General features: G+C 70.0%; 13 protein-coding genes. 3 read left to right on the forward strand and 10 right to left on the reverse strand.

Features of this window, described 5'->3' with window-relative positions; all coding sequences use genetic code 11:
• Positions 1 to 73 precede the first annotated feature (73 nt).
• The 5 genes from AB0M73_RS00610 to AB0M73_RS00630 are packed head-to-tail and all read right to left on the reverse strand — an operon-like array spanning position 74 to position 4,077.
• Positions 74 to 724, reverse strand: a complete 651-nt coding sequence (locus tag AB0M73_RS00610; protein WP_363885234.1) for a biliverdin-producing heme oxygenase — start codon at positions 722 to 724, stop codon at positions 74 to 76.
• Positions 725 to 757: 33 nt separating this feature from the next.
• Complete coding sequence (locus tag AB0M73_RS00615) at positions 758 to 1,375, reverse strand: TetR/AcrR family transcriptional regulator (protein WP_043722177.1); 618 nt, start codon at positions 1,373 to 1,375, stop codon at positions 758 to 760.
• A 10-nt stretch (positions 1,376 to 1,385) separates the two neighbouring features.
• Complete coding sequence (locus AB0M73_RS00620; protein ID WP_363885237.1) at positions 1,386 to 1,964, reverse strand: hypothetical protein; 579 nt, start codon at positions 1,962 to 1,964, stop codon at positions 1,386 to 1,388.
• Positions 1,961 to 3,406 carry a HAMP domain-containing sensor histidine kinase gene (locus tag AB0M73_RS00625; protein ID WP_363885238.1) on the reverse strand — a complete coding sequence of 482 codons (1,446 nt, stop codon included), beginning with the start codon at positions 3,404 to 3,406 and terminating at the stop codon, positions 1,961 to 1,963. The genes AB0M73_RS00620 and AB0M73_RS00625 overlap by 4 nt, the downstream gene beginning before the upstream one ends.
• The gene (locus AB0M73_RS00630) at positions 3,403 to 4,077 is read right to left on the reverse strand and encodes a response regulator transcription factor (protein ID WP_198047380.1); all 675 of its coding nucleotides are present in this window, start codon (positions 4,075 to 4,077) and stop codon (positions 3,403 to 3,405) included. Before AB0M73_RS00630 ends, AB0M73_RS00625 begins: the two co-directional genes overlap by 4 nt.
• A gap of 96 nt (positions 4,078 to 4,173) precedes the next feature.
• Between AB0M73_RS00630 and AB0M73_RS00635 the strand changes: the two genes are divergently transcribed.
• Positions 4,174 to 4,755, forward strand: a complete 582-nt coding sequence (locus AB0M73_RS00635; protein ID WP_232241079.1) for a D-alanyl-D-alanine carboxypeptidase family protein — start codon at positions 4,174 to 4,176, stop codon at positions 4,753 to 4,755.
• Positions 4,756 to 5,302: 547 nt separating this feature from the next.
• Positions 5,303 to 5,851, forward strand: coding sequence for a SigE family RNA polymerase sigma factor (locus tag AB0M73_RS00640; protein WP_363885241.1), 549 nt, complete (start codon positions 5,303 to 5,305; stop codon positions 5,849 to 5,851).
• Positions 5,852 to 6,004: 153 nt separating this feature from the next.
• Here AB0M73_RS00640 and AB0M73_RS00645 read toward each other — a convergent pair whose 3' ends face one another.
• The 5 genes from AB0M73_RS00645 to AB0M73_RS00665 form a co-directional block, all read right to left on the reverse strand.
• Complete coding sequence (locus tag AB0M73_RS00645; protein ID WP_363885243.1) at positions 6,005 to 6,811, reverse strand: SAM-dependent methyltransferase; 807 nt, start codon at positions 6,809 to 6,811, stop codon at positions 6,005 to 6,007.
• A gap of 37 nt (positions 6,812 to 6,848) precedes the next feature.
• Positions 6,849 to 8,618: a fatty acyl-AMP ligase gene (locus AB0M73_RS00650; protein WP_363885245.1), complete on the reverse strand. Its 1,770-nt coding sequence runs from the start codon at positions 8,616 to 8,618 to the stop codon at positions 6,849 to 6,851.
• 49 nt (positions 8,619 to 8,667) lie between these two features.
• Positions 8,668 to 9,450, reverse strand: coding sequence for a carbohydrate ABC transporter permease (locus AB0M73_RS00655; RefSeq protein ID WP_363885667.1), 783 nt, complete (start codon positions 9,448 to 9,450; stop codon positions 8,668 to 8,670).
• Positions 9,451 to 9,522: 72 nt separating this feature from the next.
• On the reverse strand, positions 9,523 to 10,428 hold the full coding sequence (locus tag AB0M73_RS00660) for a sugar ABC transporter permease (RefSeq protein ID WP_363885247.1): 906 nt from the start codon (positions 10,426 to 10,428) through the stop codon (positions 9,523 to 9,525).
• Positions 10,425 to 11,678, reverse strand: coding sequence for a sugar ABC transporter substrate-binding protein (locus tag AB0M73_RS00665; RefSeq protein WP_363885249.1), 1,254 nt, complete (start codon positions 11,676 to 11,678; stop codon positions 10,425 to 10,427). The genes AB0M73_RS00660 and AB0M73_RS00665 overlap by 4 nt, the downstream gene beginning before the upstream one ends.
• Before the next feature lie 273 nt (positions 11,679 to 11,951).
• Between AB0M73_RS00665 and AB0M73_RS00670 the strand changes: the two genes are divergently transcribed.
• Positions 11,952 to 12,203, forward strand: a complete 252-nt coding sequence (locus tag AB0M73_RS00670; protein ID WP_043722196.1) for a hypothetical protein — start codon at positions 11,952 to 11,954, stop codon at positions 12,201 to 12,203.
• The last annotated feature ends 19 nt before the right edge of the window (positions 12,204 to 12,222 follow it).

Consider the following 12,222-nt stretch of genomic DNA (forward strand, 5'->3'; position numbering starts at 1 on the left):
CCGCCACCATTACCTAAACGCTGGGAAGGGACCATTCCTCCACTCCGAGTGGAGGAATGGTCCCTTCCGAACGTCAGGAGGCGACGAGGTACTGGGGCAGGTGGCGTTCCAGGTCGGTGAAGACCGCGGCGTTGTGGCGGTAGGCGATGCGGGACTCCTCGATGACCCGCTCGCGCTCGGCCTCGTCCCACGGGGCGGTGTCGAGCAGCTCGTGGTACCGGGCCTTGAAGGCCTTGCGGTCGGGGATCTGGTCGAAGACGTAGAACCGCGTGCCGGCGTGGTCGACGAGGCCGTGCTGACGCTCGGTGACGGCGCCGACGGCCTGCCCGCCGGAGATGTCGCCGAGGTAGCGGGTGTAGTGATGGGCCACGAAGCCGCCGGGCCAGGTGAAGGCGACCTCACGCAGCCGGTCGGTGTAGGCGACGGTGGCCGGGCCGGGCTCGATGACGGTCGCCCACTCGGGCCCGTAGAGGTGGGCGAGGTCCTGCTCCAACGAGGGCAGTCGCCGCAGCTCGGGACGGGCGAAGGGGCCGGCCACCGGGTCGTCGGCCATCGCGTCGGTGGCCTCTTCCAACACCCGGTAGATGAAGTAGTGCTGGGCCACGAGGGCGGCGAAGCCGGCGAGACTCAGCTGCTTGTCGAACAGCACACGCACGAATTCGGCGCCGTTGGCCACCTGGTGGTCGGCCATCGTCTCGGCCCGGAGGGTCGCGGAGAAGGTCACGCCTGCGAGTCTGCTGATGCCGACGCGGTGTCGTCAAGATTGTGACGACAGGTCGTCATAAAAAGCGCCCACTCCGCGTAGCACGAAGCGCACGGTGGACTCGACGGCGTGGTCGAGCTCGGGCCCGGACAGCTCGGCGACGGTGCGGCCGCTGATGCAGGCGGTGACCAGCCCGACCAGGGTGTCCACGTCGTCGTCGGGCAGCAGGCCCTCGCGGATGCCGGCGGCCAGGATGCCGCGCAGGATCAGCTCCAGCGCGCTGACGTGCTCGATCATGTGACGGTAGGTCTGCTCGGACATCAGCGACCGCAAGGCGGTGCCGGGCGGCAGGTGGTTGCGGGCGACGTGCCGCAGCTGGCTGCGCACGTAGGTGGCCAGGCCGTCGACCGGATCGCGCACCCCGGACAGCGCCGAGACCAGCTCGGCCATGTACTGCTCGGTGGCGTGCTCGGCGTAGGCCAGCAGCAGCGACTCCTTGTCGGCGAAGTAGTTGTACATCGCCGTGCGGCCCACCTCGGCCGCCGCCGCGATGTCGGCGAGCGAGATCGCGTCGAAGCCGCGCTGGTACATCAGTGTCGACAGCGCCGCGAAGATCCGTTCCCGGGTGCGTTCCCGGTGTTCGCCCAACGACCTGCCGGTGATCTTCGGCACGACTTCCAGGTTACGGGGTGTCGAGCGGGCAGCCCTGGGGTGGCCGCGGCTCGCTGCCGCTGTCGAACACCGCCACCTGGTATCTGGGCTTGGCGTCGCTGTAGCTGTTGACGGCCAGGGCGGTGATCACCGTGCAGGCGATCTGGTCCACCGCGTTCTTGGACAGCGACTCCTCGGAGGACGTCTTGACGAACACGGTGACGACGTTGCCCGGGCTCTCGCCCTGGCGCTGGGCGACGGTGGCGAACACGTTGTGCGGCACCTCGCTGGTCATGCCGGCGGCTGCCTCGGTGGCGTTCGGCCCCGCCACCAGCTCGCTGAGCGCCTGTTGCTCGGGCGGCACGTAGGGAGTGATCTTGTTGGTGCTGTCCGGGTTCGTCGTCGGGGTCGGCGGCAGCGGCCGGGCCACGGCCCGCAGCGTGCCGTGGTCGATCAGGTAGACGACCAGGCTGGTGATCGCGCCCTGCGGCGCGTCCTGGCCGTGGATCACGGTGGTCGGCCGGATGCCGCAGCCCACCACGAGCAGGCCGACGACCGCGCCGGTCACCGCCAGCGAGACCAGGCTGACCAGGCCGTTCCTGCGCGTCACACCGGTTCCTCATCCATCACGCGGGGCAGGCGGAGGGTGAACACCGCGCCTCCTTCCGGACGATTGGCCGCCTCCAGACTGCCATGGAGGTGGCCGACGCTGTGCAGTCGCGCGTTCTCCCAGGCGATGGCCAGGCCCAGGCCGCTGCCCTCGGACCGGGCTCGGGAGAAGTCGGCCTTGTAGAACCGGTCGAACACGTGCGGCAGCACCTCCGGGGGCAGGCCGGGGCCGTTGTCGGCGACCCGCAGCTCGATCCAGTCGTGGTTGGCCCACAGCCGCATCTGCACCGGCGGCGCGCCGTGCTTGAGCGCGTTGCCGACGAGATTGGCCACGATCACGTCCAGCCGGCGCGGGTCGAGCCGGGCGATCACACCCGCCGGCAGCTCGGCGTGGACCCGGCCCAGCCAGCCCCGCGCCCGCAGCGTCGCCCCGATCGCGCTGGCCACGTCGATGTCGTCCAACGCCAGCTTGGCCGCGCCGGCGTCGAACCGGGAGACCTCCATCAGGTCCTCGACCAGCCGGGTCAGCTTGCGGGTCTCCTGGCTGACCAGCCGCGCCGCCTGCCCGGCGTCGTCGCCGAGCTGCGGGGCCTCCTCGTCCAGCACGTCGGTGACGGCGGTCATCGCGGCCAGCGGCGTGCGCAGCTCGTGCGACACGTCGGCGACGAAGCGTCGCGCGTCGGCCTCCATCCGCCGCAGCTGGCCGACGTGCTGCTCCAGCGCGGCGGCGGTGTCGTTGAACGTCCGGGCCAGCTCGGCCATCTCGTCGTTGCCGCGCACGGTCAGCCGGGCCGACAGGTCGCCCTCGCCGAGCTGGCGCGCGGTGATGCCCAGTCGGCGGACCGGCCGCAGCACACCGCGGGCGGCCACCAGCGCGACGATCACCGCGAACAGGGCGGCCAGCGAGCCGTACAACCAGGCGCTGGTGGCCAGCTCCTCGACGGCCGTCTGCTGGTCGCTCATGCTGACCAGGGCGTAGACCTCAAGGCCGGAGGACTTCCACGTGTTGTCGGTCTGCCAGGCCAGGATCGGGATGCCGACGACCATCATCGGCAGGCCCTTGTAGTCGATGCGCTGCCAGAGCACCGCGTGGCCGTTGCGCATCTCGTCGCGCATCTCCGGCGTGACCGCGGACATGTCGAAGTTGCTGTGCTCGGAACGCATGTCCTGGTAGATCGCGATGGCGTCGCTGTTGGCGGAGTTGGCCATGCCGTTCAGGTCGTCCTGCCGCGGCGGCAGCTTCTGGTGGGTCCACTGCTTCATCCGGTCGATCATCGGCAGCACCACGGAGTTGGTGGCGTCGGTCTCGATCGTGCGCCGGGCGGCCACGTAGATCGCGCCGGACGCCGCCGCGGCGCTGATGGCGGCGATCAGCACGAACGCGACGACCAGGCGGGGGCGCAGGCCCCACGCCACCCCGAGGAACCGCCGCAGCCGGCTCATACCGGGCCGAACCGGTAGCCAAAGCCGCGCACGGTCTGCACGTAGAGCGGGTCGGCCGCGTTGTCCTCGATCTTGGACCGCAGCCGCTGCACGCAGGCGTCGACCAGGCGGGAATCGCCCAGGTAGTCGTGCTCCCAGACCGCTTCCAGCAGCTGTTGGCGGCTGAGCACGCGGCCCGGCGTGCCGGACAGCTCCAGCAGCAGCCGCAGCTCGGTCGGGGTCAGGCCGATCTGCGCACCGTCCTTGGTGACCACCAGCGCCGCCCGGTCGATGACCAGTTTCCCGTGCTTCTCCTGCTCGGAGCGCTCGGCTCCGGTGCGGCGCAGCACCGCGCGGATGCGGGCGTCCAGCACCCGCGGCTGCACCGGCTTGACCACGTAGTCGTCCGCGCCGGCCTCCAGGCCGCCGACGATGTCGAAGTCGTCGCTGCGTGCGGTCAGCATGATGATCGGGGTGTCGCCCAGCGCCCTGATCCGCCGGCACACCTCGAAGCCGTCGATGCCCGGCAGCATCAGGTCGAGCACGACGATGTCCGGCGCCTCCGCCCGCAGCCGGGTGAGACCTTCCTCACCGGACTCGGCGGCGTGGATGGTGTGGCCCTGCCGGCGCAGGGCCAGCTGCAAGCCCTCGCGCACTGCACGGTCGTCCTCTATCAACAGAACCCTGGACACGATCGAAGATTATTCGGTTATGGTCGCGGCGACGCTGGCCGTAAGCCCTTGCCGCGGGCTCTTGTAGCGAAACCATGACGTGCCGAGGACGTGGGAGTGACGTACGTGCGCCGCCGACGTGGGGGCGAGCAACTGGTCGGGCAGATGCCGGTTCGCCGCCGCGATCATGCCTATCGCCACCTGACCGTGCTGGTGGCGACCGTGCTGCTGCCGCTGGCCGCCCTGGTCACCGGCGGCGGCAGAGTGCGCGAACGGGCATGTGAATGGGCCTTCCGGGTGCGGTATCCGTTCGAGGATCTGACCGGACTTACGCCCGGCACGCGGGCGGCGTTCATCGCGGCCCGCTGCGCCGCGCTGTGGCATGACGCCGAGCTCATCGGCCTCACCTCCGGTCACCGAATGTACGCCGAGCAGCGCGAACTGTTCGAGGAAGCGGTGCGCAGCTACGGGTCCGAGAGCGCCGCCCGGCAGTGGGTGCTGCCACCCGAGGAGTCCTCGCATGTTCGGGGCCGGGCACTGGACGTCCGACCGACCGAGGGCGCCCGCTGGCTGGAGCGCAACGGCGACCGCTTCGGCCTGTATCGGACATATGCCAACGAATGGTGGCACTTCGAGTACTGGCCCGAATACCGCGGCACCGGCCGCCAGCCCCCCATGCGCCCCACCCCCGGCGGCTGAGCCCCCACCGGCTGCGCTCACCCCGAACGGCTGCGCCCACCACACGAGCGGCTGAGCCGCCCTCACCTGCACTTTCCCTCTCCGACCGGCGATCGCCCTCACCTGCACTTTCCCCTTCCGACCGGCGATCGCCCTCACCTGCACTTCCCCTCCGACCGACGATCGCCCTCACCTGCCCCCTTTCTGCCGTTCGACCGGCGAGTCGCCCCCACCTGCCCCCTTTCTGCCGTTCAACCGACGAATCGCCGTCACCTGCCCCCTTTCTGCCGTTCGACCGGCGAATCGCCGTCACCTATGCCCTTCTGCCGTTCGACCAGAGAATGCTCGGCCCCGCCCCTGCTTCGCCCGGTTGCTGGATTTTTCGAGGTCCGCCATCCAACTCGCCCCACCACCAAGCCGCTGCGGGCCTCGAAAAATCCAGCAAGGGCGAGGCAGGGGCTTAAAAGGGGCCGAGCACGCGACGCCGAAGGCGCGCCATCAAGCACTGTGACACGGCTGTGACACAGTCAGCATGGGATGCGGACACCCGTCGGCGATCGTTTGGGCCATGCAGCAAACGCAGCTCAGGTCCGTTCCGTCCATCCGACAGCCGCTGACGCTGGAAGACCTGTACCGGCAGCACCGGGTCCGTCTGCTCGGTCTGGCCCGCAAGCTGGTCGACGACATGGCCAGCGCCGAGGACGTCGTCCAGGACGCGTTCGCGGCACTGCACCGCAACTGGGGCGGTCTGCGCGACGAGTCGTCGGCTGCCGCGTATCTGTCGGCCGCCGTGGTGAACGGCAGCCGGTCCATGCTCCGTCGCCGCAAGCGCGCCCGCGACTACGTGCCGCCGCACGAGGTGCCGGCCCGGTCCGCCGAGTCGCTGGCCATGCTGACCACCGACCAGCAGGCCGTGATGGACGCTTTGGCGCAGCTCGCGCCCCGGCAGCGTGAGGTGCTGGTGCTGCGTTACTACGGCGGCATGACCGAGGCCGAGATCGCCCGCGCCACCAGCATCTCCCAGGGTGCCGTGAAGTCCACCGCCAGCCGCGCCCTCGACAAGATGGAGCGCCTCATGGCCGAGCACCGCCCCATCCACCTCGGCCGAACTGCGTAAACCCCCGCGAGTCCCGCCCAGCGTCACACCGAAACACGCTTTCGCGCACACCCGATCGCCACATTCGACTCCCAGCCACATGTGGCAAAAATCGGGGGGTGGGGGTGCGTGCGGCAGAGGGCGGCGGCGGCCGGCCCGGGCGCGAACCGGGCTTTAGGGCTTGCGGGCGACCATGGCGTAGGTGCTGGACTTCTCGGGGTGGTCCTCGACCTCTTCAGGGGAGTCCGGGCGCCACGAAGGCAGGTAGACCACGCCGGGCTCGATCAGCTCCAGGCCGTCGGCCAGGGCGCTGACCTGGGCCTGGTTGCGGGGGTAGAAGGGGTTGTCGGTGCGGGTGTAGAGGCGTTCCACCTGCTTGCCCCGCTCGCCGACGACCTCGTGCGTGCCGTGGGAGACCACGAGGTAGCTGCCCGAGGGCACGGCGGCCATGTAGCCCCGCACGGTGTCGCGGGCCATCTTGTCGGTGTCGACGAAGTGCAGCACCGCGAACATCAGCACCCCGACGGGCTCGGCCGGGTCGATGAGCCGGGCTACGGCCTCGTCGGCCAGCACGGACTGCACGTCACGCATGTCGGCCAGCAGCACGCCGGCGCCGGCGTTGCCCTCCAACATCACCTGGCTGTGCGCCACGGCGACGGGGTCCTTGTCCACGTAGACCACGCGTGACTCGGGGGCGGCCGCCTGGGCGATCTCGTGCACGTTGCCGACGGTGGGGATGCCGGAGCCGAGGTCGAGGAACTGCCGGACGCCCTGTGACACCAGGTGTCGCACGGAGCGCCGCAGGAAGGCCCGGTTGGTGCGCATGATCAGCGGCAGCTCGGGCATGGCGAGCATGGCCTGTTCGGCGAACTCCCGGTCGACGGCGAGGTTGTGGTAGCCGCCGAGGTAGTAGTCGTAGACCCGGGCCGCGCTCGGCCGTTCCAGGTCGACCTCACCCGGGGCCCACGTAGGCCGCTCCATCCGCCCGCCTCCCAAAAAATCACTCGACCGAGCGACCCTAGTGCAGGATGGAGACGGCCACGGTCGTCGGCTCGCCGCGCACCAGGCCGGATTCGAACGCCTCGCGGCACGCCTGCCGCCGCACCTTGCCGCTGGTGGTCTTCCTGACCAGGCCGTTCAGCCCGAGCACCACGGTGTGACAGGCCAGCCGGTGGTCCCCGTACACGGCCCGCCGCACGGCCCGCACCACCTCGTCGATCACGGCCTCGCTCGGCCGCCGCTGCCGCAGTTCGACGAACAGCACCAGTCGCTCCCCGGTGGGCTCGTCCTCCCCGGTGGTCACGGCGAACGCCGCGACGCCGCCGGCCCGCACCGCCGCGTGGCAGCCGCGGACGCTGTCCTCGATGTCCTGGGGGTAGTGGTTGAGGCCGTGCACGATGATCAGGTCCTTGAGCCGCCCGGTGACGAAGAGCTCGCCGTCGTGCAGGAAGCCGAGATCGCCGGTGCGCAGGAACTCGCCCTCACTGTCATCGGCCAGCGTGGCCCGGAACGTCTCGGCGGTCTCGGCCGGCAGCCCGTAGTAGCCCAGCGCCTTGCTCGGGCCGTCGACCCAGATCTCCCCGACCCGGTTGGGCGCGCACGGCAGCCGCGTCTCCGGATCGACGATCAGCAGGGTGGTGTCCGGCTTGGTGACGGGACCGCAGCCGACGTAGCGGGCGCTGCGGGTCACCGAGCCCTCGGCCACCGGCACCACCCAGTTGCCGTCGAGGGCGTCCCGGTCGACGCGGAGCACGCTGCCGCCGCCCATGGTGATGCTGCCGGAGTTCTCGGCCAGCCCGTACGCCGGGTAGAAGGCATGGGGCGCAAGGCCGGAGACGGCGAACGCCTTCACAAAAGCGTCCACTGTGGAGGCTCGGATGGGCTCGGCGGCGCACATGGCCACCCGCAGGGCGGACAGGTCCCACGACGCCCGCTGCTGCTCGGTGGTCTTGCGCACGATCAGGTCGTAGGCGAAGTTCGGGGCCGCGGTGTGGGTGGCGCCGACCCGGGACACCACGTCCAGCCACACGGTGGGTCGGTGCAGGAAGGCCAAGGGGGACATCATGTACACGTGCCCGCTGCCGACCAGCGCGCCCAGCGTCATGGAGATCAGGCCCTGGTCGTGGAAGTGCGGCAGCCACGACACCGCCCGGGTGGCCGGGCCGCGCAGGTCGGTGTCGGCCAGGTTCTGGGCCAGCTCGCAGTGCAGGTTGCGGTGGGAGACAAGGACTCCGCGCGGGGAGCCGGTGGAGCCGGAGGTGTAGGTCAGCAGCGCCGGTTCGTCCAGTGTGGACGGTTGGTGCCAGGTGGTCTCGCGGTCGGCCTCGGGTCTGTCCCGGTCCGTTCGGTGCCAGGGCAGCGCCGGCCACAGCTGGCCGGCGCCGACCGTCGTGCGGATCCGGTCGTAGGCCCCGTGGGTCAGCACCGCCCGCGCGCCCGAGCTGCCGGCGATCGCGGTGAACGCCTCCAGGTCGTGCCGCATGGTGAACGGGTTGGGCGGCGCCGCCGGCACCGGCACCACGCCGGCGGCCAGGCAGCCCAGCAGGGTGATCGCGAAGTCGGGGGACGGCAGGTGCACCAGCAGCGCCCGGTCGCCGGCCTCCAGGCCGCGGGCCCGCAGCTCGGCCACCACCCGGTCGGCCTGATGGCCCAGCTGGTCGGCGGTCCAGGTCGTCTCGGCCACGCCGTCGTCGGCCACGTAGGTGAGGATCGGCTGGTCGGGGCGCTCACGGCGGATCCGGGTGAAGGCGGCCGCCACCGTCTCGGGTGAGTCGATCCGAATCGTCATCGTGTCCACCGGCCCTCGGGGCGACGCGCTCGGTCCTACTCTGCCATGGTCAGCCCTTGATGCCGGTCTCGGCCACGCCTCGAACGAGGAAGCGCTGCAAGACCACGAAAACCAGCACCAACGGCAGGATGCCCACCGCGGCGGCCACGAAAAGCTCATGGATGTTCACGTTCTGTGCCGTGAGGAACGTGGACATGGCCACCTGGACGGTCCAGGCATCCTCGTCCTGGCCTATCACCAGCGGCCAGAGGAAGGCATTCCAGCTGCCGATGAACTGGATCACCGCCACCGCCGCGAAGAAGCCGCCGGAGTTGGGCACCACGATCCGCCAGTACGTGCCCCAGTAGCCGAGGCCGTCGATGCGGGCGGCCTCCTCCAGCTCGCGGGGGAAGGACAGGAAGTACTGCCGGAACATGAACGCCGTGAAGCCGGCGAACAGACCCGGGATCACCAGCCCACGCAGCGAGCTCACCCAGCCGAGTGACGACACCAGCACGAAGCTCGGCACGAAGGTCACCGCGGCCGGCACCATGAGCGTGGCCACGATCAGGTAGAAGATCTTGTTCGCATGCTTGTACGGGATGCGGGCCAGCCCGTAGCCGCACAGTGACCCCAGCAGCAGCTGCCCCCCGGTCTGCAACACGGCGATCACCAGCGAGTTCCACAGCGCGTGGGCCATCGGCACGCTGGGGTCGTCGAACAGCTCGGTGATGTTCTCCCAGTGCAGGGAACTCGGGAACAGCGACCATTCCGGCGAGGTGATGTCGGCCTCTGTGGACAGTCCATTGCGGACGATCAGGTAGAACGGCAGCAGGAACAGCAGCGCCGCCACGGTCAGCGCCAGGTACCGCAGCGAGGTGCCGACGACGCCGGGGCGCAGGCCGACCGGTTGCTTGTCCACGCCTCAGGCCTCCTGTCGTCCGAAGCCGAGCAGCCGTCCCTGCGCCAGTGTGACCAGGGCGATCAGCAGCGCCAGGATCAGCGCGCCGGCGCTGCCGTGCCCGTAGTCCTGGGTCTGCCCCAGCGCCAGGTAGTACAGGTACACCAGCGGCGGCCGGCCGAAGTCGGGGTAGCCGCGGGCGGTGCCGAGCAGGTTGTAGAACTCGTCGAACGCCTGGTAGGCGGCGATCAGGCTGAGCAGCAACACCGCGATCGAGGTGGGCCGCAGCTGCGGGAAGGTGATGTGCCGGAACACCTGCCAGCCCGGCTTGGCCCCGTCCACGAAGGCCGCCTCGTACAGCGAGTCGGGGATGCGCTGGAGGCCGGCGATGAACAGGATCATGTAGAAGCCGACCTGCAGCCACAGCCGGGCCGTCACCAGCACCACCCAGTACCAGGGCGGATCGGGGTTGGACAGCCAGGCCACCGGGTCCTGCCCGAACCAGTCCAGCACGGTGTTGGCCAGCCCGAACCGCACGCCGCTGAACAGCGACAGCTTCCACACCATGGCCGCCACCACGTACGAGCAGGCGGTGGGCAGGAAGAACACCGAGCGGAAGAACGTGCGGGCGAAGCGGATCCGGTTGACCGCCACCGCCAGGCCCAGGGCCAGGGCAAACGTCAGCGGCACGATGAACAGGGCGAACACGCTGAAGGTCAGCAGGCTCTGCGCGAACGGGCCGGTCAGCATGTCCGCGTAGTTGCTCAGGCCGACGAAGGTGTCCGGGGTGACGGTGCCCTGCGCGTCGAAGAAGCTGAGATAGGCGCTCCAGCCGATCGGGATGTAGTTGAAGATCAGCAACCCGATCAGGAACGGGGCCACGAACAGCCAGAACGCGGCGGATCGCACCGATGGCTGGCGCCTGGTCATCCGTTGAGTCGCTTCAGCTCGTCCTGGACCTGGGCCACCGTGTTCTTCAGCTCGGTGGTCGCGTTGCCGCCGCTGCGCACGATCTTGTTCAGGGAGTCGCTCAGCGCGAGCTGCATCTTGGCCGTCCACGGCGGCGGGTTGGACGGCTTGCCCAGGTCCTGCACGAAGCGCACGGCATCGGCGGCCGGCCCCGACTTGAGCTTGTCGGCCTTGGCCGCCAGGCTCTTGCGGGCCGGGATGTGGAAGCCGTAGCTGAGGTCGAAGTCCTGCTGGTAGTCGCCGCGCTCGATCCACAGCCACTTCACGTAGGCCTTGGCCGCGTCGATCTTCTTGCTCTTGGCGTTGACCATCGACCCGTACGCGCCGAACGGCACCGAGGCCTTGCCGGCGCCGTTCAACGCCGGCCAGGGCAGCACGCCGAAGTCGTCGCCCAGCGCCTTCTGCACGGCCGGCACGGTCCACAGTCCGGTCCACTGCATGGCGGTCAGGCCCTGGGTGAACGCCGACGGGTCCGACCAGTCGGCCGGGGCGCCGAGCAGCAGGCTGTTGCTGGTGAACAGGGTTCGCAGCTTGCCGACGGACTCCGCGGCCAGCGGGTCGTCGAAGCCGACCTTGTTGTCGGGGGTGAGGTAGTCGAGGCCGGCCGACCACAGCGCCGGCCCGGCCAGCACGCCGACGCCGCCGTCGTTGCCGAGGAACAGGCCCTTCACCTTGCCGGTGGTCAGTTTGTGGGCCGCGTCGATCAGCTCGTCCACGCTGCGCGGCGGCTGGAGCCCGGCTTTCTGCAGCAGGCTCTTGCGGTAGAACAGCATCTGCATGTCCACCGCCTGCGGGATGCCGTAGACCTGCCCGTCCACGGTGTGGCTGGCCAGCACCGACTCGGTGAAGTCACTGCGGGCGTCGCCCAGCAGGTCGTCCAGGGACACGATCTGCTTGCTGCGCACCATGTCCACCCGCAGTGTGGACTCGAACACGTCCGGGCCGCTGCTGGCCGCCAGCGCGCTGGCGATCTTCGAGTCGTAGTCGCCGGGATTCCACTGCACGTGGACCGTGCCCTTGTCGTACGCCTTGGCGTAGCGCTCGACCGCCTGCTGGACCCCGGTCTCGCCGTAGGCGTGGTACCACTGCTCGATCGTGTCGCCGCCACTTCCGCCGCCGCGTCCGGTGTTCGAACCGCAGGCCGCGAGCAGGCCGGCCGCGGTGACGCCGCCTGCCATCCCGAGGAATCCACGCCGGCTGTACCCGCGCATCACGTCCACCCCTTCGTCAGAATTCCCTTGGACGCACACTGCGTGACAACCCCATCACGCGAGGCCGGACTCCGTCAGCCGATCCCTCGATGTGGAACCGGGCCGCCGGTCACAGTGATTTACTCCATGTTTTGGCCCATGGCGGCCGATCGGTCGTATCGTGGAACGCGTACCGAGACTCCCGCCGCTCCCTCCCCCCTGAGCGGCGGGCCTGGTGCCGGAGCCCCGCTCACCCCCGTGCGGGGCTCCGGTCATTTCTGAGGGAGTCCTGTGATGGCGACCACCTTCCACGAGGCGGCCGATGCCGCCGATCTCGTGGTGGACGTGCTGCTCGACGCTCTGGTTCCGGCCGATGAGGGCACGGCCGAGAGCCGCATCGAGCTGCTGAACGGCCTGGCCCTGGCGGCCGAGGCGCTGCGCGCGGCCGGCCGCGGCGACCAGGCCCTGGCCGACGAGCTGGGCCGCTCGGCCAGCGCCAACTTCGACCGGGTGGACCCGATCGAACTGATGCTGCTGCGCGGCTGATCTCCGGCACATCGCCGCG

It is taken from the genome of Kutzneria sp. NPDC051319 (assembly GCF_040682195.1).
In the GTDB taxonomy this organism is placed as follows: Bacteria; Actinomycetota; Actinomycetes; order Mycobacteriales; family Pseudonocardiaceae; genus Kutzneria.